At 60.1% G+C, this 19,619-nt stretch carries 21 protein-coding genes and 2 tRNA genes; 4 read left to right on the top strand and 19 right to left on the bottom strand.

Annotated elements, in window-relative coordinates:
* Nucleotides 1-11: 11 nt before the first annotated feature.
* From AC27HQ_RS07165 to AC27HQ_RS07085, 17 genes are all read right to left on the bottom strand, one after another.
* Nucleotides 12-527, bottom strand: a complete 516-nt coding sequence (locus AC27HQ_RS07165; protein WP_487155458.1) for a cupredoxin domain-containing protein — start codon at nt 525-527, stop codon at nt 12-14.
* Between the two features lie 15 nt (nt 528-542).
* Entirely contained in the window at nt 543-1,934 is a 1,392-nt protein-coding gene (locus tag AC27HQ_RS07160; RefSeq protein ID WP_487155457.1) for a multicopper oxidase family protein, read from the bottom strand.
* Between the two features lie 2 nt (nt 1,935-1,936).
* Nucleotides 1,937-3,352 carry a TolC family protein gene (locus AC27HQ_RS07155; RefSeq protein WP_487155456.1) on the bottom strand — a complete coding sequence of 472 codons (1,416 nt, stop codon included), beginning with the start codon at nt 3,350-3,352 and terminating at the stop codon, nt 1,937-1,939.
* Between the two features lie 9 nt (nt 3,353-3,361).
* The gene (locus AC27HQ_RS07150) at nt 3,362-3,688 is read right to left on the bottom strand and encodes a hypothetical protein (RefSeq protein ID WP_487155455.1); all 327 of its coding nucleotides are present in this window, start codon (nt 3,686-3,688) and stop codon (nt 3,362-3,364) included.
* Between the two features lie 71 nt (nt 3,689-3,759).
* A complete protein-coding gene (locus AC27HQ_RS07145) occupies nt 3,760-4,146 on the bottom strand; it encodes a hypothetical protein (RefSeq protein WP_487155454.1) in 387 nt (128 codons plus the stop codon).
* Between the two features lie 151 nt (nt 4,147-4,297).
* Nucleotides 4,298-4,489 carry a CsbD family protein gene (locus AC27HQ_RS07140; RefSeq protein WP_487155453.1) on the bottom strand — a complete coding sequence of 64 codons (192 nt, stop codon included), beginning with the start codon at nt 4,487-4,489 and terminating at the stop codon, nt 4,298-4,300.
* A gap of 185 nt (nt 4,490-4,674) precedes the next feature.
* Nucleotides 4,675-4,750: transfer RNA gene (locus tag AC27HQ_RS07135), tRNA-Thr, on the bottom strand.
* A gap of 317 nt (nt 4,751-5,067) precedes the next feature.
* Complete coding sequence (locus AC27HQ_RS07130; RefSeq protein ID WP_487155452.1) at nt 5,068-6,291, bottom strand: methyltransferase; 1,224 nt, start codon at nt 6,289-6,291, stop codon at nt 5,068-5,070.
* A gap of 2 nt (nt 6,292-6,293) precedes the next feature.
* Entirely contained in the window at nt 6,294-6,995 is a 702-nt protein-coding gene (locus AC27HQ_RS07125) for an ABC transporter permease (RefSeq protein WP_487155451.1), read from the bottom strand.
* The gene (locus tag AC27HQ_RS07120) at nt 6,992-7,684 is read right to left on the bottom strand and encodes an ABC transporter permease (RefSeq protein ID WP_487155450.1); all 693 of its coding nucleotides are present in this window, start codon (nt 7,682-7,684) and stop codon (nt 6,992-6,994) included. The genes AC27HQ_RS07125 and AC27HQ_RS07120 overlap by 4 nt, the downstream gene beginning before the upstream one ends.
* A gap of 46 nt (nt 7,685-7,730) precedes the next feature.
* A complete protein-coding gene (locus AC27HQ_RS07115) occupies nt 7,731-8,480 on the bottom strand; it encodes an ABC transporter substrate-binding protein (RefSeq protein WP_487155449.1) in 750 nt (249 codons plus the stop codon).
* A 12-nt stretch (nt 8,481-8,492) separates the two neighbouring features.
* The gene (locus tag AC27HQ_RS07110; protein ID WP_487155448.1) at nt 8,493-9,260 is read right to left on the bottom strand and encodes an ABC transporter ATP-binding protein; all 768 of its coding nucleotides are present in this window, start codon (nt 9,258-9,260) and stop codon (nt 8,493-8,495) included.
* A gap of 243 nt (nt 9,261-9,503) precedes the next feature.
* A tRNA-Phe gene (locus AC27HQ_RS07105) sits at nt 9,504-9,579 on the bottom strand.
* 86 nt (nt 9,580-9,665) lie between these two features.
* Nucleotides 9,666-9,938, bottom strand: coding sequence for an oxidative damage protection protein (locus AC27HQ_RS07100; RefSeq protein WP_487155447.1), 273 nt, complete (start codon nt 9,936-9,938; stop codon nt 9,666-9,668).
* A gap of 22 nt (nt 9,939-9,960) precedes the next feature.
* A complete protein-coding gene (gene mutY, locus AC27HQ_RS07095) occupies nt 9,961-11,007 on the bottom strand; it encodes an A/G-specific adenine glycosylase (RefSeq protein WP_487155446.1) in 1,047 nt (348 codons plus the stop codon).
* Nucleotides 11,004-13,169 carry an AsmA family protein gene (locus AC27HQ_RS07090; RefSeq protein WP_487155445.1) on the bottom strand — a complete coding sequence of 722 codons (2,166 nt, stop codon included), beginning with the start codon at nt 13,167-13,169 and terminating at the stop codon, nt 11,004-11,006. The genes mutY and AC27HQ_RS07090 overlap by 4 nt, the downstream gene beginning before the upstream one ends.
* On the bottom strand, nt 13,166-14,329 hold the full coding sequence (locus AC27HQ_RS07085) for an NAD(P)/FAD-dependent oxidoreductase (RefSeq protein WP_487155444.1): 1,164 nt from the start codon (nt 14,327-14,329) through the stop codon (nt 13,166-13,168). Before AC27HQ_RS07085 ends, AC27HQ_RS07090 begins: the two co-directional genes overlap by 4 nt.
* 139 nt (nt 14,330-14,468) lie before the next feature.
* Between AC27HQ_RS07085 and hisB the strand changes: the two genes are divergently transcribed.
* From hisB to hisF, 4 genes are all read left to right on the top strand, one after another.
* Nucleotides 14,469-15,062, top strand: a complete 594-nt coding sequence (gene hisB / locus AC27HQ_RS07080; RefSeq protein WP_487155443.1) for an imidazoleglycerol-phosphate dehydratase HisB — start codon at nt 14,469-14,471, stop codon at nt 15,060-15,062.
* A gap of 3 nt (nt 15,063-15,065) precedes the next feature.
* Nucleotides 15,066-15,722 carry an imidazole glycerol phosphate synthase subunit HisH gene (hisH, locus tag AC27HQ_RS07075; protein ID WP_487155442.1) on the top strand — a complete coding sequence of 219 codons (657 nt, stop codon included), beginning with the start codon at nt 15,066-15,068 and terminating at the stop codon, nt 15,720-15,722.
* A gap of 98 nt (nt 15,723-15,820) precedes the next feature.
* Entirely contained in the window at nt 15,821-16,570 is a 750-nt protein-coding gene (gene hisA / locus AC27HQ_RS07070) for a 1-(5-phosphoribosyl)-5-[(5-phosphoribosylamino)methylideneamino]imidazole-4-carboxamide isomerase (protein ID WP_487155441.1), read from the top strand.
* 61 nt (nt 16,571-16,631) lie between these two features.
* The gene (gene hisF, locus AC27HQ_RS07065) at nt 16,632-17,405 is read left to right on the top strand and encodes an imidazole glycerol phosphate synthase subunit HisF (RefSeq protein ID WP_487155440.1); all 774 of its coding nucleotides are present in this window, start codon (nt 16,632-16,634) and stop codon (nt 17,403-17,405) included.
* A 23-nt stretch (nt 17,406-17,428) separates the two neighbouring features.
* On the opposite strand, the gene AC27HQ_RS07060 is transcribed toward hisF, so the two are convergent.
* Both AC27HQ_RS07060 and AC27HQ_RS07055 read right to left on the bottom strand, forming a co-directional pair.
* Nucleotides 17,429-18,325 (bottom strand): divergent polysaccharide deacetylase family protein, encoded by an 897-nt coding sequence (locus AC27HQ_RS07060; protein ID WP_487155439.1) that lies wholly within the window; start codon nt 18,323-18,325, stop codon nt 17,429-17,431.
* On the bottom strand, nt 18,322-19,596 hold the full coding sequence (locus tag AC27HQ_RS07055; protein ID WP_487155438.1) for a S41 family peptidase: 1,275 nt from the start codon (nt 19,594-19,596) through the stop codon (nt 18,322-18,324). The genes AC27HQ_RS07060 and AC27HQ_RS07055 overlap by 4 nt, the downstream gene beginning before the upstream one ends.
* Between the last annotated feature and the right edge of the window lie 23 nt (nt 19,597-19,619).

Here is a 19,619-nt window from a genome sequence, read left to right as displayed (position 1 = left end):
GCTTCCTTGGATCATTGGTTGGAAAGAGGCTGAGCGTCCACCTGCACACTGCCCAGCATGCCGGCTTGAAAGTGCCCCGGCAGCAGACAGGCAAATTCAAAACGCCCGGCCCGATTGAAGGTCCAGAGCATGCTCTGGGTCTGACCCGGTTCCACATGCGCCATATAGGGTTCGTCGTGCTCCATGCCGGGGTATTTCGCCATCATGGCCGCGTGCGCCTCCAGCTCCTGCGCCGTACCCAGCACCAGTTCGTGGCGCATTTGCCCCTCGTTGATGATCACCAGTCGCAGTGTTTCCCCTTCTTCAGCCTCGATATAGTCAGGACTGAAGCGCATGTCATCGCCCATGCGAATGACCAGCTCACGGTCAACCCGATCCTCCTCAGCACCTATGCCCCAGGGCTTCTGCTCCGCTGGCAAGGCAGCCCGCTCACTGTTGTCGGCGGCGCCATGGCCCCAGGCGCTTAGAGATAGCGCGCCCAATGCCAGCGCAAAACCCAGCGCTGAAATCGATTTCTTATGCATCATATTTCTCTCCTGCAATCAGTGACCGGCATGGCCGCCAGGTTTGCGCACCTGTACTTCCACCGCAGGTGTGCCTGTTGCTGTCTCGGACTTGAAACGTGCCGGCTCAGCCAATGGTCCGGTCCATTCGAAGGCCTGGGTTCCGGGAGGCTGCCGGTACCAGCCGGGGTCGCTGTAATCCCCCGTCGGCTGGTTTTCCCTGACCTTGAGCATGGTGAACATGCCGCCCATTTCCACCGATCCGAAGGGGCCGTCACCGGTCATCATCGGCACCGTATTGTCCGGCAGCGGCATCTGCATTTCGGCCATATCGGCCATGCCGCGCTCACCCATCACCATGTAGTCGGGAATCAGATTGCTGATCTGGGTGACGACCTTGCGATGATCCACACCGACCATGGTCGGCACGTCATGCCCCATGGCGTTCATGGTGTGATGACTCTTGTGGCAATGCAGCGCCCAGTCCCCCGGCTCGCTGGCAATGAACTCGATCTGGCGCATCTGTCCGACTGCGACATCGGTGGTGACCTCCGGCCAGCGCGCGCTCCGAGGTACCGGCCCACCATCGGTGCCGGTCACTTCAAACTCGTGACCGTGCAGATGAATCGGGTGATTGGTCATGGTCAGGTTGCCGACCCGAATCCGCACCTTGTCATCCTTGCGTGCCACCAGCGGATCAATGCCGGGGAAAATCCGGCTGTTGAACGACCAGATATTGAAGTCGAGCATCTCCATGATCTTCGGCGTGTAGCTGCCCGGCTCGACGTCATAGGCGTTGAGCAGAAAACAGTAATCGCGGTCCACTTCATCGATATTCGGGTGGGCTTGCCGCGGATGGGTGACCCAGAAGCCCATCATGCCCATGGCCATCTGCACCATTTCATCGGCATGCGGGTGATACATGAAGGTACCAGGGCGCTTGGCCTCGAATTCGTAGACATAGGTCTTGCCCACCGGGATCGCCCGCTGGTTAAGTCCCGCAACACCATCCATACCGTTGGGCAGACGCTGGCCGTGCCAGTGAATACTGGTGTGTTCCGGCAGCTTGTTGGTAACGAACACCCGTACGCGGTCACCTTCCACCACTTCAATGGTCGGACCCGGCGACTGGCCGTTGTAGCCCCACAGATGGGCGTTGAATCCGGGCGCCATTTCCCGCACTACCGGTTCGGCCACCAGATGGAACTCCTTGACGCCGTTGTTCATGCGCCAGGGCAGCGTCCAGCCATTCAGGGTGACTACCGGCTTGTAAGGTCTACCGTTGGACGGCTCAAGCGGCGGCAAGGTGTTCGGGCTGGTCTGGATAACCGGCTCGGGCAGCCCGGCCATGGCCACACGGCTGACCGATGAAGCCGCCACCGCCGCGCTGATCGCACCCGCCCCCATAACAAAATCACGACGTGAAACCATGTTCAATGTCCTCCGGCGGGGGCAGCAGATGGGTTGGTAGCCGCGCTGATTTGACTCGCTTCAACCGGACCGAAGCGCACCAGATCCAGCTCGGATTGGGCAACCCAGAAATCACGCTGGGCCTGCAGATAGCGATTTACTGTTTGCACCTGTTCACGTGCGTCGGCGAGCAGATCAAAGACGCCAATAAACATGCCGTTGTAGCGCAGCAGGTTTTCTTCGCTGATGCGCTTGCGCAGGGGCACTATTTCGTCACGGTAATGGGCGGCGACATCCCAGGCACTGCGGTAACTCAGGTAGCGCTCACGCACCTGTGAGCGGGCATTGATCGCCACCTCGGCGGTGCGCTGCAGTTGCTGCTGGTAACGTGCTTCGTTGCCGGCCATGCGTGCACCGCTCCAATCAAACAGCGGCAACTCGACACTGAGTTCAACACCACGCTGCACCGGCTCCTCGTTGGAACTGTTGTTGCTCAGACCCAACTCCAGCACATTGATAAAGCGCGTCGCGCGACCCAGCTGCAGATTGCTAGCCAGCCTCTCGCTTGCCAGCTTCGCAGCCTGTACATCGAGACGGCTGGCCATGGCCTGTTGTTCGATATCCGGTTGATCCAGCGGATGATGTGGCAGATCCGGCAGCCGCTTGGGCAATATCAGCGCCGTCTGCTCACCCCAGAGCCCAAGCAGGCGGATCAGTTGCTCACGGCGCGCCATGAGGTCGCGGGTTGCCTGCAAATGCGCCAGTGCCGCCTCGGCATAAAAGCTCTGCTCACGGGCCTGTTGCAGGGCACTGTAATTGCCAACCTCGGCCATGCGCCGGGCCAACTCGGCGCTGGCTTCAGCGGCCTGCAATACCTGCTGGCTGTAATCCAGACTCTGCTGTGCGGCTACCGCCTGGTACCAGGCTATGCGGGTTTCCGTCGCCAGGCGCATGACCTCCAGACTGACCTCCTGCTGCACCTGCTCACTCTGACCCTCGGCCATGCGTCGAGTCAGAGGCAGCGCCAGCAGACTGGCCAGATTCAGGTGCAAGCCACGCTCCCACTCGACCTCGGAACCGCGGGTCGAGCGGCCGATAGAGAACCCCGGATTGGCCAGCCGACTGGCCTGCACCCGCTCGGCATCGGCAATACCCAGATCAAACAGGCGGGCCTGCAGTCCGGGATTATTCATCAGCGCAATATCCACTGCCGCGTCCAGCGTCAGTGGCGCCTGCAGCAGGGTGTCGATGCGCTCGCGCAACACCGCAGCCTGCTCTTCATCACGTACCCAGTGCAGCTGTTGCTGTCCAGTCAGCTCGGCACTCTGCTGCTGCACCTGATCAAGGCTGGCCTCCGGCGCCAGACTGGCACAGCCGGCCAATGTCAGCAGCAACAGGGGTGCCGTCATGCGCATGGGTAAACTCAATAGCCTATGCATGTAAGCCCCCTAGTGATGGTGGTGTGCAGGGGCTGCCGGCACATCGCTGCTCTCGGCGCCGTTACCATCAGCCTTCTGACTGGCCTCCCAGACCTCGGCAGCATAGGCCTGCCAGCCACCAATGCGCGCCACCGTATCGTTGGCTTCGCGCCAGTCAGCCGGGCTTTGTGGGGCGTAAGCCTGGTATTGGCGTAGCGGCGAGCTGTACTGAAGTGGCGGCACGGCCACCTGTGCAGACGGACTTGTCTGCGATTTGGGCAGTGAATTCGACTGGGCCTGTGCAGGCAAAGTCAGTGCGGCCAACAGGCCGAAAAGGGCATACTTTGGAAAGAACATGATCACCTCTGCGATCAGATCGGCATCAACCGATCAGGAACAGGTTCAGCTCGACAGGAGCCGTTGCAGATTCACAGAGTGTGGAGGCGGGGCGGTCGTTTAAGCGGTTCCGGGCTCTGCCCGGTAAAATCCTGGTAACCGACCAGCGCGCCAAGTACAGACGCTGGCACGGGCAGGCCCGGCAGACTATGGCTGGTCAGGGTACTAAGGGCATGGCAACTGCTGGCGCAGAGCGCACAGCCACTATGTGGCGAGTCGGAACGGGTATCAGATGCAGAAGCCTGTTCAACAGCATGGACGTGATTACCATGTTGCCCATGGTCGTGCTCAGCCTGGGGCTGATGGTGCTCTGCCGACCCGGTTGCACAGTTCACCGACAGCGCACCCGCAACCGCCTGGGCCGGGATGATCAGGATCATCAGCCAAAGCAGACAGGCACGAAACAGTGACTGGGTCATCGGGACTCGTCAGAGAATGGAGATGAAAAGACTATAGCGGCGGCGCCCTCGGATCACAACCGCAGGGCATGCGCCTGATAGGGATTCTGAACAAGTGATGACAGGGCATCGCGCCCGGTCATCCTTGAACTTAGCTGGCTCGAACAGGCAATCAGGCCTTATCGATACCGTCCTTCAGTTTGTTTTTGGCATCGCCCTTGAGGTTCTGCGCCTGGCCCTTGATTTTCTGCACAGCGCCTTCGGCTTCAAGCTGCTCGTTACCTATTGCTTGGCCAATTTTCTTCTTGCTCTCACCAACCACTTCGTTGGTTGTACCTTTGATCTTGTCTGTGGTGCTAGTCATGGTAAGCCTCCTGCTGACGATCGGGATTCGACCGGACAGTGGATTTGACTCGGCGCAACCAGTTAGGTTCAGACTGGGCTGAAAGCAGCTGGCAAGGGTGAGCAATCGGCCAAGCAGGGCAGGCCAAATCCAGCTGAACATCGCGCAACAAAAAAGGCCCGCATCGCTGCGGGCCTTTCGGGGTGTGGTGCCGGCACCAAGAGTCGAACTCGGGACCTACTGATTACAAGTCAGTTGCTCTACCAACTGAGCTATACCGGCATGGGCACGCATTATATAGCGCTGGCTCCGTCTGTAAAGCCACCCGGGGCATGAGATTGAAAAAAGGCGCATTTAGTCGCTTTGCAAGGGATTGATCGAGCTTGTGCACGAATGCTAGCGCAAGACTTGACAAAGACCATGCAAGCTCTTGTTTATGCTTAATTATCCACTTTGATTCATTTTTGATCGCAGGTCTGCAGGCCCTGTATTTCGTGGCATGCAGCCGCTTACCCCAAAAGCATCCACGTCTTTATGCACAGTAGTCGGGGATAACTTGAAACCGGGACTGCCTGTGGATAAGTCTGTGCGCAAGCCGTTCACAGGCTGGGTGTTAACGGTGCACTGTTGCGCTCGGCCAGCAGCAATAAATTCCGCGGCGTCAGGGCGCTGGGGCAAAAGGTGCCGAGTTGCACCTGGTAACCTGCCTGCTGCATGAACAGCGCGCGGTCGAGCAGCAACCAGATTTCCAGCGGACGCTGGAACAGGCCCTGCACCAGCTCGAGATTGCGCACCTCGGCCAGACGCTGCCAGCCATGCTTCTCCAGCACCTGCCAATCGGCCGGCTCGGGCAAGTGCAATTGATGATATGCAGCCAGATCCCGGCAGAACGCCGGCATACCCTGAGACAAAGCGCTTTCCGGTCGTGACGGTGTGGGCAGGTAGCTGTCCACACCGCGGGCTTCACGTTGCCACAGATCAAAGGCCAGACGCCAGGCCATCGACTGGTCGCGCAAGCGGCGACTGCGCTGTCCGGCGGTATGGGTACTCTGCAGAGGCAGACCCAGATCGTCGCGACTCAATTGCAGTTGTGCAGCGCGGCCCTCAGCTGAAAGCGGCTGGTAGTAACGAGTGGCGATGCGGTTATAGCAACAGGGGGACAGCGCTACTGCGGCACAGTCATGGGCCACAGCCTGCTGCAGCAGAGTCATATGCAGTTGCCCGCAGGCATGCAGGGCCAGCACGTGCTGGTCAGGCTGCAACACAGTCCAGGCTGACGGGTCGAGCACATCGGCTTGCAGATGCCGGGCATCGATGCCCAGGCCCTGACTGAGCGCCACACCCTGCTCACCCAGCAGTGGATCAATTTCCAGACAGGTCAGCGGTTGGCGGCCTTGCCAGGCCAGCACGCGGCCAAGATGGCCCTTGCCGGCACACCAGTCCAACCAGTGCTCCGGCTTGCTTTGCAACTGCGCCTGGGTCACCTGGGCAAAGCGCTGAACCTGTTGCCACTTGCGCCCCGGCATATGCCGTGAAAGCGCCTCGGGAAGACTGTCCGGCTCGCTAACACACCAGTCCGGCGTCCGGCTCAGGGCCTGGGCTTCAATGAGCAGACGGGCAAAGGGGTCGGGCGCGTCAAGCAGGTCCAGCCGGGTATGCGCCTGTTCGGCATGGGCCAGGCTCTGCTGGCGCAGCCAGTGCGCCAGCTGCGGCCAATCCTGCTCCCAGGGCAGTCTGTGCTCGACAAAGGGCCGGGCTCGCCAGACGCTGGCATGCTGCGCCAGCCAGCTGTCCAGCGCGGCAAAGCGCGCAGCAAGATCCATGATCAGCGCCTGCGGCTGGCCTCGATCTTGAGCCAGCGCTCGACCAGCTTGAATAGCTGGGTGAACACCAGGGTGATGACCAGATAGATCAGACCCGCGAGCAGGAAGAACATTTCGTACTGATAGGTCCGCGAGTTGATGGTGCGCACCACGCCCATCACGTCCATCAGGGTAACGGTGTAGATCACGGCACTGGCCTTGAGCATGAGGATCACTTCGTTACCATAGGCCGGCAAGCCAATGCGGATCGCCCTGGGCAGAATGATGTACTGCAACGCCTGACGCCTGGACATGCCCAGCGCCCGGGCGGCCTCGACTTCACCCGGTGGCACGGCCTGGATGGCACCGCGCAGAATCTCGGCGATATAGGCCGCGGTATGCAGCGTCATGGTAATCAGTGCGCACCAGTAGGGCTCGCGCAGATAGGGCCAGAACATACTCTCGCGCACCAGCTGAAACTGCGACAGGCCGTAGTAGACCAAAAAAAGCTGCAACAGCAAGGGCGTACCGCGGAAGAAGAAGATATAACTGAAGGGAACGGCACGGATATACCAGTGCCGCGAGGCTCGCGCCAATCCCAGCGGGATAGCCAGAATCAAACCAACGACCACGGCGATGGCAACAATCTGCAGCGTCAACAATGTCCCGTCCAGCAGATCAGGAGCCCAGCGTAACAGCAGCGCCCAGCGTTCTGCCCAGGTCATAGCTCGGTCCTCGTGAAGCCGCGATTGGCACGGCTTTCAAGCCACTGCAGGACAGCCATGATGATCACCGTCAGGCCCAGGTAGATCAGTGCGGCCATAAAGTAGAAGGTAAAGGGCTCCTTGGTGGCATTGGCTGCGACCTGAGCCTTACGCATGATTTCTTCCAGAGTGATAAGTGATACCAGCGCGGTATCCTTGAGCAGAATCAGGTACAAATTACCCAGACCAGGCAATGCCACTCGCCAGAGTTGTGGCAGGGTGATGCGCCAGAAAATGCGCATGGGCGACATGCCCAGCGCCAGTCCGGCCTCACGTTGTCCGGGTGCAATCGACAATAGCGCACCACGGAATACCTCGGCGGCATAGGCACCAAAACACAGCGCCAGGGCGATGGTGCCGGCGATAAAGGGTGACAGCGTCAGATAGGGGTTGCCGAAGAAGTTACCGATCCAGTTCATGGTCGAGACGGTGCCGAAGTAGGCCATCAGCACCCAGAGGGTCTCGGGGATGCCGCGCACCACCGAGGTGTAAAACCCGCCCATGCCACGCAACAGCAGGTTGTTGGAGGTCCGCGCGGTAGCACCGAGCAGTCCGAACAGCAAACCCAGGGCGACCGAGGCCAGGGACAGACGCAGGGTCATCCAGGTGCCTTCGATCAGAGCCGGGCCGAATCCGTGTAAATCAAGCATGGGTGCGTATCAGTTCCGGGCCCCGCACGGGGCCCGGCCAGTCAGGTCAATAGATGCTGAAGGGGAAGTACTTGGCGTTGATCTCGGCATAGGTGCCGTCATCAATAATGGCCTGCAGCGCTTCATTCAGACGTGTGCGCAGCGGGTCACCCTTGCGTACCGCAATACCGATCTTGTCGTTGTCGAATACCGGCTCGCCCTTGAACTCGAAGTTGGCGCCCGCTTCGCTCTGCAGCCATTCGTACTGCACGAAGTTGTCAGCCAGCACGCCGTCGATACGGCCGGCGTTCATATCCAGATAGGCGTTTTCCTGGGTGTCGTAAAGACGAATGTTGACCACATCACCCATATTGTCTTCCAGCCACTGACCGGCGATGGTCGCGCGCTGGGCGCCAATGGTCTTGCCCTGCAGACTGGCTTCATCAACCGGAAACTCCACCGACTTGGGCGCCACAAACTGCAGCTTGTTGGTGTAGTAGGGCTCGGTGAAGTCGACTGCCTGCTGGCGCTCTTCGGTGATCGACATGGAGGCCACAAGGAAATCAAAGCGGCGGGTATTCAGGGCCGGGATAATGCCGTCCCAGTCGGAGGTCACCACCGTGCACTCGACCTCCATCTTTTCGCACAGAGCATGGGCGATATCCAGATCGAAACCGACTACCTCACCACTGCTGTCGATCAGGTTGAAGGGGGGATAGGCGCCTTCGGTACCAATGCGCAGGGTTTCTGCCATGACTGCGGTACTGAACAACATGACGCCGGCAGTTGCCAGCAAAACCTGTTTGTAGCTTTTCATGGGTACTGCTCCTCAATTATGACTGGACATGAATTGTCTGCAGCGTTCTGACTTGGCATGCTCGAAAACCTGCTCCGGGGTACCGATTTCTTCAACCTGGCCCTGGTGCAGAAAAACCACTTCGCTCGACACCTGACGGGCAAAGCCCATTTCATGGGTAACCAACAGCATAGTACGTCCCTCCTCGGCCAGCGCACGAATGACGCTGAGCACCTCATTGACCATTTCCGGGTCAAGGGCCGAGGTGGGCTCATCAAAGAGGATGACCCGTGGCTGCATGGCCAGGGTGCGGGCGATGGCTGCGCGTTGCTGCTGACCACCGGACAGCTGCGCCGGGAAGGCATGGCGCTTGTCGGCAATGCCAACCTTTTCCAGAAACAGTTCGGCAGCGCCAACGGCGTCGGCCTTGGACTGGCCAAGCACCCGGCGCGGCGCCTCGATGATATTGTCGAGGATGCTCATGTGCGGCCACAGGTTGAAACTCTGGAATACAAAGCCCACCCGGGTGCGCAGGCGATTGATCTGCTTGCTGTCAGCGCCGACCAGAGCACCATCACGACCGGGCTTGAGTTTCATTTCTTCACCGGCAACGATGATCTGTCCGGCGTGCGGGTTTTCCAGCAGGTTGATGCAGCGCAGCAGGGTGCTTTTACCCGAACCCGAGGAGCCTAGAATGGAGATCACGTCGCCATCGCGAGCGACCAGATCGACGCCCTTGAGGACGTCGAGATCGCCATAACGTTTGTGCAGATTACGCACTTCAAGAGCCGGTGGTGTCACGTATCGTTGTCCATTCAGCATCGGGTGTTGGGAGGCGCCGATCGGGGCCGGCGGTCAACAGATCCGTCTGTCATTGTCCTGCTATGCAGCAAAACTAGCACAGCTCATGCACATGACCAAGAACGCTGTGCCGGTCATGCCCTGAATTGAAGGCAAACTTCGTTCCACAATCCAGCATTGCAGCCAACGCCGGAGCAAAAAACAAAAAAGCCCGCTGACGAAGCCAGCAGGCTTTTGCAATGATGGTGCCCAGAGACGGAATCGAACCGCCGACACGGGGATTTTCAATCCCCTGCTCTACCAACTGAGCTATCTGGGCAACGGGGCGCTATTAAACGGTTTCAACTGCCGAGTGTCAAGCGCCACCGGAAAATATAATTGCGTGCTTTCAGCCGCTTACCGCACTTACTCGGCGGGCGGCACATAGCCCTCGGCCTGGGCGTATTCCTCACCGGCCAGGAACTTGTCCATCTCGCCCTGGATATAGCGACGATCCTCCGGGTCCATCATGTTCAGTCGACGTTCGTTGATCAGCATGGTCTGGTGCGCCTGCCACTCATCCCAGGCTTTTTTTGAAACCTCATCAAAGATCAACTGGCCCTTGGGCCCCGGATACGGCGGACGCTCCAGCCCCGGCAACGATTCTTTGTATTTGCGACAGATCACCATACGGGTCATGGGCTACTCCTGAACGTGGCTTTCAGAGGACAGATTCCAGCTGGGCCAGCAGCTTTTTGACCGGTGCTGCCAGTCCCAGACGGGAAGGTTGCCGCAGGTTATACCAGACCTGCCCCCGCTCGGCCACGCCGCAGGTCGCGGCAATGCGCAGCAGCTGTGGGCGAATATCCAGATGGAAATGACTGAAGGTGTGGCGCAGTGACGGCAACGCCTGACTGTGCTCAACCTGCCAGCCCTGACGTATCAGCCAGTCGGCCAGTTGCTGTTCATCCTCCAACTGCGGCGGGCACCAGAGCCCGCCCCACAGGCCGCTGTCGGGTCGTCGCTCAAGCCATACCGCCTGCTCGGCATTGACCAGCAACGGCATCAGGCACTGGCGTACCGGCAAGCTCTTGCGCGGCTTGGACTGAGGAAAGGCCCCTTGCTCACCCAGCAGTCGAGCCTGACAGCCCGCCTGTAATGGGCAGTCTGTACAGCGCGGCTTGCTGCGGGTGCACAGGGTGGCGCCAAGATCCATCATCGCCTGGGTGTAATGATTGACCCTGTGCTGCGGAGTATGACTCTCGGCCAAAGCCCATAGCCGTTCCTGCACCGGCTTGTTGCCAGGCCAGCCCGGCACGGCGTGATAGCGGGCCAACACGCGCTTGACGTTGCCATCCAGGATGGGCGCGCGCAGCCCCATGCTCAGGCTGGCAATGGCGCCTGCCGTCGAGCGGCCGATGCCGGGCAGATCGATCAATTGCGCCAGATCGCGTGGGAATTCGCCGTCATGTTCGGCCACGATGCGCTGGGCGGTCTTGTGCAGATTGCGGGCGCGCGAATAGTAGCCAAGGCCGGTCCACAGGTGCATCACCTCGTCTGCGTCGGCCGCAGCCAACGCACCGACATCGGGCAGGCGGCGCATGAACTGCTCGAAATAGGGGATGACCGAAGCAACCTGGGTCTGCTGCAGCATGATCTCCGACACCCATACCCGATAGGGCGTGATGTCCTGCTGCCAGGGCAGGTCCTTGCGGCCATGCCGGTCATACCAGCTCAATACGGCCGCAGAAAGCCCACCCTCACTCACCGGTTGAAGAGTCCGCGAATGGCATCCCGTACCTCCGGGGCCTGATCACCCAGCCGATCCTGAATCGCCTCTTCAACCTTGCGCTGGGCTTCGTTGCCGAGCAGTTGAGCGGCTATCTGACCGACGCCCTCGGTATCCACGCCACAACTGCTGGCGGCGTTATGCAGAAAGCCCTGGCAACGTACCGGCCACTCGATGTTGGCATAGCGCGGATTGACCTCGCAGGCCGGATCAGGCATCTCGGTCTTGTCACCCTGCAGCACCAGACCCAGACGGTAGTCCATGCGCTGGATCGGCAGATTTACCTCACCCCGCCCCTTCAGCGCGATACCTGGCAGAGCCGCTACCAGATCGTTATTGGCAATCTTGCCATCGGTAATCCGGAAGCTACCGCTGAGGCTCTGGAAGGGTGTGTTCTCCGCACCACGTGGCTCGGCCAGGGTTTTGCGGTTGGCCAGCGCAATCGCCTGGCAGACCTTTTGCTCCAGATTGGTACCCAGCAAGGCGCCATCTGCCACGTTGAAGTTGGCCGAACCATTCAGGCTGCTCATCCAACTGCGCATGCTGTTGCCGCCGGCCCGCACATCCAGATTGAAGTCCAGCCGTCCGCGCATTTGTTCCGCCATGTCATAGGCCTGCTGGACGGCCAGCGCATCGACGCCGGTCAATTGCTTGTTGGCACTGACACTGATCGGCGTTCTACGGGTATCGATATCGGCAGTGGCGTTAAAGCGTCCGCCGAACATGCCGCCCTCGAATCGGGTCAAACGAATCCGCCCGTTACGGGCATTCAACGCTGTCTTGAAGTTGCTGATAGTCTGCCCGGTCAAAATGACTTCCTGCAGCTCCAGGCTGCCGTCGACATCCAGAACGGACATCAGCTCCAGTGGCAATACCGGCTCGTCACTCCACTCTGGCGGCGGGGAATCCGACGTACTGCCGCCGCTGGGTACCGAGCTGGCAGCAGAGGCTTGTTCCGAAGGTGGCGGCAAGTAGTCATCCAGACTCAACTGATTACCCGTGAGTTCAAAGCGCAACGCCTGACGCTCGAAGTCAGCCAGCCCGAGACTACCGCCGAGCTCTGCACCGTCCAGCACCAGTCGCAATTTTTCCAGCATCAGGCTGCTCGCCGAGCCACTGATATCACCCGACAAAGCAAGCTTTTCCAGCGCCCGCGGGTTGGCGGTTTCAGGCATGGCCTGCCCCAACGAGGCGAGGAGTTCGCGCGCGTTGAATTCGGCCACATCAAGACGCCCGCTGAGCACCATGTCCTGATCCAATTGACTGGCGCGGATCTGCCCGGTGGCACGGAGGTCTGCAATCGACAGGCGCAACTCGCTAAGCTCGGCAACCTGGGCGCTCAGATCAAGCAGGCTGTCGCCCTGCAACTGCATGGACAGCGCGCGGCCGGCAAGGGGCTCTCCGCTGGCATCAACATTCAGATTGATGGCGTTCAACTGATAGCGCTTGAGATCCAGATCGAATTGCGCCACAGCCGACAGGTCGATGCGCACGCGCATGACCGGCTGTTCACTGCTGAGCAGACCCAGAAACGCCACATCCACTGCCTGGCCCTCAATCAGAGCGCCGGTCCTGAGATTGGCATCCTCGACCAGATAGCGCTGGCCACTGGCTTGATCCTCATAACTGATACGGGCGTTGGTCAGGCTGAAGCTATCAATCGCAAAGTCCAGTTCGGCGCTGCTATCAGGCTGATCAGGCGCTGGCTCGGCATCCTCTGCGCTGGCGACAGTCTCATCCCTGGCACCCAGATTCTCCCAATTACCCGCGCCCTCGGCATCACGAACCAGATTGAGGCTGACGCTGTCGAGAATCACATCACTCATGCGCAATTGCCGACGCAGCAACGGCAGGACCTCGACACCCAGGCCCAGACTGCCGACTTCAGCCAAAGGCTGATCCGGCGTATCCAGCGGCGCGATGCTGACGTCCTTGAGTTCAATACCGAGCCAGGGGAAGAGTGACCAGCCGATGTCGCCAGCCAGGGTCAGCTCGATATTGGCCTTGTCACGTGCAGCCTGTTGGATATCATCCTTGTAGTCGTTAGGGTCAAAGAGTCTGGTAAGGAAGAACAACACCCCCACCCCGAGCAGAACGACGCCGAAAACGACCAGACCGATCAGTTTGGCAAAGGCCTTCATGGATACTCCTTGTCATGGTTGGCAGCATGGCTAGCTGTTGTCTCAGGGTAAAGCCTCTGCAGCCGGCTCGCCACCCTGCTGGCCAGAGCCAGGCTGGCAGTCAGGCCAGGCGACTCAATACCGTAGAGGTTGATCAGGCCATGCACACCGTGGGTGCAGTGATCTTGGATGACGAAATCCTCTGGCGGTTCCCCGGGGCCACTGAGCTTGGCGCGGATACCGCTGTAGGCCGGCTGCAGTCGCGCCGTATCACAGGCCGGCCAGTAGCGGCTGATAGCCTCGGCAAAACGCTCGCTCAGATCCTCGTTGACGCGGTAATCGATGCGGTCGCAATAAGCCACATCCGGACCAAAACGCAACTGACCGGCCATATCCAGCGTGGCATGAACGCCCAGCCCGGCGTTACCCGGCTCGGGCATAGGGTAGACCAGATGCTGAAAGGGCGACTGTCCTGCATAACTGAAATACCGGCCCTGGCACAGGTGCAGAGGGGGAATACTGGCCGCGGGCAAACCTTCAATGCACTGGGCCAGTTGCTGGGCAAACATACCGGCGGCATTGATCAGATAACGGCAACTCAAGCTGAAAGGCGACCCCGCACTGGTGCCATGCAGCCGCAGATGATGGTCCCGGGTTTCAACCCGCTCGAGTCGAGTCTGACACAGCACTTGGCCGCCCTGCTGCTGCAGGGCGGCCTCGTAGGACTGCATGAGTCCGTGACTGTCGACAATACCGGTCAACGGCGAAAACAGTCCGGCCACTGCGCGCAGCTGCGGCTCCCTGTCCGCCACAGCCGCGGCGTCCAGCCATTCCAGGTCGACACCATTGGCCGCAGCGCGCTGCTGCAACTGCCTCAGGGCGGGCACTTCTTCTTCATTTACCGCGACGACCAACTTGCCGATTTGCCGATGTGCCACACCCTTGGCTGCGCACCAGGCATACAGCTGGTCGCGCCCGCTGCGGCACAGCTCGGCCTTGAGCGAGCCCGCGGGATAATAGATACCAGCGTGAATCACTTCACTGTTGCGGCTGGAAGCATGCTGGCCGGGCCAGCTTTCCTGCTCCAGCACCAGCACCGACTGACCCCTCGCTGCCAATTGGGCGGCGATGGCCAGGCCGACCAACCCGGCACCTGCCACCACGCTATCGATATCTGTCATCGGCCTTATCCATCAATGTTCCAGGTTATTCTGCCGCATATCACACTGATATACACAAGCCATCAGCCGGTTGTAGCCCCGGAGCCTGTGCTGCACGTATAATGCTCGCCCTTGATAGATTATTCAGCGGAGAACAGCCATGGCTGAGCGCAAGGCCAGCGTCGAGCGCAACACCCTGGAAACCCAGGTCAAAGTCGAGATCAATCTGGATGGCACCGGCCAATCAGACTTTGACATAGGTGTCCCTTTCCTTGAACACATGCTTGATCAGATTGCCCGCCACGGGCTGATTGACATGAGCATCAAGTCGCGCGGCGATCTGCACATTGACGACCATCACACCGTGGAGGATGTCGGCATCACCCTGGGCATGGCCTTTGCCAAAGCCATTGGTGACAAGAAGGGTATCCGCCGCTACGGCCACGCCTACGTCCCGCTGGATGAGGCGCTGTCACGCGTGGTCATCGACTTCTCCGGCCGGCCGGGTCTGCACATGAACCTGGAGTACACCCGCGCCAGCGTGGGGGGCTTTGACGTCGATCTGTTTGCCGAGTTCTTCCAGGGTTTCGTCAATCACTCGCAAACCACCCTGCACATCGACAATCTGAAAGGGGCCAACACCCACCACCAGATCGAGACGGTGTTCAAGGCCTTTGGCCGCGCCCTGCGCATGGCCGCCGAGGAAGACCCTCGTATGAGTGGCATGATGCCGTCGACCAAGGGCTGCCTGTAATCCATGCCAAACAGCCATGTAGCCGTTATTGACTATGGCATGGGCAACCTGCACTCGGTCGCCAAGGCGCTTGAGCATGCCGGCGCCCTGCGGGTCGATGTCACCAGTGATGCCAGTCTGATCATGGCCGCCGACCGAGTGGTATTACCCGGTGTCGGCGCCATTCGCGATTGCATCAGCGAATTGCGTCAACTGGGCCTGGATCAGGTGGTGCGCGAGGTAGTCGCCGAGAAACCGCTGCTGGGCATTTGCGTGGGCATGCAGATGCTGTTCGAGCGCAGCGCCGAGAACGGCGGTGTCAACGGCCTGGGATTGTTTCCCGGGCAAGTCGATTTTTTCGGCAACGAGCTATTTGAAGGCGAGGGTCCGGACGCCCTGCGCCTGAAGGTGCCGCACATGGGCTGGAACCAGGTCACCCAGACCGTCGACCACCCAATGTGGCATCGCATCAAACAGGATGAGCGCTTCTATTTTGTGCACAGCTTCCACGCTCAGCCTGGCCATAAAAGCCATGTAGCCGGACGCTGCCACTACGGCAAGGACTTTGCCGCCGCGGTCATTCAGGACAATATTTTCGCCACCCAGTTTCACCCGGAAAAAAGCCACACCAATGGCCTGCAACTGCTGCAGAACTTTCTGGCCTGGGATGGGCGCTGGTAAAGAACTCAGAGCGGCAAGCTGCAAGTTGCAAGTTGCAAGCCATTCCGCTTGAAGCTTGCGGCTTGGAACTTGAAGCTCTTTTTCCAAAGGAAAAAGTTATGCTGATTATCCCCGCTATCGACCTCAAAGACGGCGCCTGTGTCCGCTTGCGACAGGGCCTGATGGACGATGCCACGGTGTTTTCCGATGATCCGGTAGCCATGGCTGCCAAATGGGTTGAGGCTGGCTGTCGACGGCTGCACCTGGTTGATCTGAACGGCGCCTTCGAGGGCAAGCCGGTCAACGGCGATGCAGTTACTGCCATTGCCCGTCGCTATCCGCATCTGCCAATCCAGATCGGCGGCGGTATCCGTTCGCTGGAAACCATCGAGGAATATGTGCGTGCCGGGGTCAGTTACGTGATCATCGGCACCAAGGCGGTCAAACAGCCGGAGTTCGTCGGCGAAGCCTGCCGCGCCTTCCCCGGCAAAGTGATTGTTGGCCTGGACGCCAAGGACGGCTTTGTCGCCACCGACGGCTGGGCTGAAGTCAGCACTATCCAGGTCATTGATCTGGCCAAGCGTTTTGAAGCCGACGGCGTGTCTGCGATTGTCTATACCGACATCGCCAAGGACGGCATGATGCAGGGTTGTAACGTCGAGGCCACCGCTGCACTGGCCAATGCCACCTCGATCCCGGTCATCGCCTCAGGCGGCATTCATAACCTCGGCGACATCCAGACCCTGCTCAACGCCCGCGCGCCCGGCATCATCGGCGCCATCACCGGCCGCGCCATCTATGAAGGCACGCTGGATGTGGCAGAGGCGCAATCACTCTGTGATCGCGCAGCGGCAAGCAGCAAGCTTTAAGCCTCAAGCATTTACTTGCAGCTTGAAGCTGATCGCTTGCAGCTGCTTTCGGAGAAAGCCGATGTCCCTCGCTAAACGCATCATCCCCTGCCTAGACGTCGATAACGGCCGCGTGGTCAAGGGCGTGCAGTTTGAAAACATCCGTGATGCCGGTGACCCGGTTGAGGTCGCCCGGCGCTACAACGAGCAGGGTGCCGATGAGATTACCTTTCTGGATATCACCGCCAGTCACCAGGAGCGTGATACCACCCTGCATACCGTGGAGCGCATGGCCAGTGAGGTCTTTATTCCTCTGACCGTGGGCGGTGGCGTACGAACCATCCAGGATATTCGCAACCTGCTGAATGCCGGTGCAGACAAGGTGTCGATCAATACCGCCGCCGTCTTCAACCCGGAGTTTGTTGGCGAAGCGGCTGACCGCTTTGGCTCCCAGTGCATTGTTGTGGCGATTGATGCCAAGCGGGTCTCTTTGCCGGGCGAACCCGGGCGCTGGGAAATCTTCACCCACGGTGGTCGCAAACCGACCGGGCTGGACGCGGTCGTCTGGGCGAAGAAGATGGAAGATCTGGGTGCCGGCGAAATCCTCCTGACCAGCATGGATCAGGATGGCGTCAAGAGTGGCTACGACCTGGGCGTGACCCGCGCCATCAGCGACACCCTGCATATTCCGGTGATCGCCTCGGGCGGGGTCGGCAATCTGCAGCATCTGGCCGATGGTGTGCTGCAGGGCGGCGCTGATGCGGTGCTGGCGGCCAGCATCTTCCACTTTGGCGAATACAGCATTGCCGAGGCCAAGCAGTATATGGCCGAGCGCGGCATCGAGATGCGGCTGTAGTTTTACCCTGCCCGCTGTACTGCTTACTGCTGGTCCAGCAGACTCTGGACCGACACCACCCTGACCCCCTCCCGACTTTCCAGCTCTGGCAACATCTGCTCCAGGTAAGCCAGGGTTACGCTGTGCGGGTGCCCGATCAGCAGGGCAAATCCCTGCTCCCGCGCCAGCTTGAGGCCGCGCTTGAAGGCCATGTCTATGGCCTGCGGATCACGCTGGTTATCCAGAAACACATGCCGCGACAGATGCGGCACACCTGCCGCTTCGGCGGCAAAGGCAGCCTGGGTCTCGGCGCTGGTACGGCTATCGATAAAGAACAGCTCGCGCGCCCTCAGGCTCTGCATCAGCCAATCCATCTGCGGCCGCTGGCTGGTCAGCAGGCTGCCCATGTGATTATTCACCCCGGCAATCGGCTGCAGACTGTCCAGCGTCTGCTCCAGCGTCGCCTTGAAGGTCTCGGCATCCATATGGGCATATAAACCGCCCGGGCCGATCGACAGACCCGCGGCATTTTCCATCGGCAGGTGCAACATGGCCGGGCGTCCAGCAGCCTGGGCCTCGGCGGCCAACTGCGTGGCATAACGGGTATAGGGCAGAATCGCCAGGGTGACCGGCACCGGCAGGTCGAGCAGGCGCCGGCCGGCCACATACTGATGACCGATGTCGTCTATGACAATCGCCAGTTGCGCTCGCGGGTCGGCTAGCGCAGCGGGCTGCTCGGGTTCAGCCGTTTGCCAGCCGGCATGCTCCTGCTGCAGCCAGGTACTGCGACGCTGGTCGGCTTCGGGGCTGGCTGGCAGGTGTAAAGGAAGAATGGTGCTGCGATCGGTCTCGCTCTCAGGATCAACAACTGAAGGCGCCGAGTCAGGCTCGCCGCAAGCTGCCAGCATCAGCGCCAGCAGCCCGATGACAACCGCTTTCATTGCTGGTTGCGAGTGATATTCAAGCCCTTGAGCAGGTTGAGCGCCTGGTTGAGCTGGTAGTCGCTATCCTGTGGCCGCTCGACCCGCTCAACAGCACGCTGGGTGGGGGTCTCATTGCCGCTGCTATTGTTAAGATGGCCCTGCAGATCAGCCTCACGCACACCGGCCACCTCATCCTCACGGGTCAGACGGGCGCGCTCAACACGGATATCCGGGACAATACCCTGGGCCTGAATCGAGCGACCGTTCGGGGTGTAATACAGCGCCGTGGTCAATTTCAATGCACGGTCATTGTTCAGCGGCAACACGGTTTGCACCGAGCCCTTGCCAAAGCTGTCGGTGCCCATGATCACCGCTCGGCGCTGGTCCTGCAGGGCGCCAGCAACAATCTCCGAGGCCGAGGCCGAGCCGCCGTTGATCAACACCACCACTGGAATATCACCACTGGGGTTGTTACTACTGGCATTGAAACGCATCTCGGAGTTGGCCATGCGGCCCTGGGTGTAGACAATCAAGCCACCATCCAGAAAGCTGTCAGCCACTTCGACGGCAGCCTGCAACACGCCGCCCGGGTTATTGCGCAAGTCCAGCACTATCCCCTTGAGCGCGTCACCGGTGGACAGGCTGGCCAACGCACGACGCACTTCATCACCGCTGTTGTTCTGGAACTGGGTAACCCGCAGGTAGGCAAAGCCGGGCTCGAGGATTTCCGAACGCACGCTGGCAACGCGAATGACCGCGCGGCGCAGTTCCAGCTCAAAGGGACTGCCCGTGCCGCGTACCAGGGTAAGAATTACTGAGGTACCGATCTCACCGCGCATTTTTTCCACAGCATCCATGATGCTCATGCCTTTGACCGGCTGATCGTCAATCTTGATGATCAGGTCGCCGGCCTCGATGCCTGCACGAGCGGCCGGAGTGTCGTCAATTGGCGAGATCACCTTGATGAAGCCGTCCTCCTGGCCAATTTCGATGCCCAGTCCGCCAAACTGGCCACTGGTGCTGTCCTGCAGCCCCTGGAAGGCTTCCGGTTCGAGGTAAGCGGAATGTGGGTCCAGACCTTCGAGCATGCCGCGAATGGCATTCTCCAGCAGCACCGAGTCTTCCACCGGCTCGACATAGGCGTTGCGAATTCGCTCCAGCACCTCGGCAAAGGTACGCAGCTCATTCAGCGGCAGCGGTGCCTGCGGCTCAGACTCGGGGGTCTGGGCATGGGCTATACCGAGCATCAGGCTCAGGCAGACAGCAAACAAGGTACGCACAGCGGTCATCTAACTCTCCCGAGGATGGGCAG

Source organism: Halopseudomonas sp. 4NH20-0008, from assembly GCF_057548395.1.
Note: the sequence above shows the minus strand (reverse complement) of the source record. Positions and strands in the feature narration are given on the sequence as shown.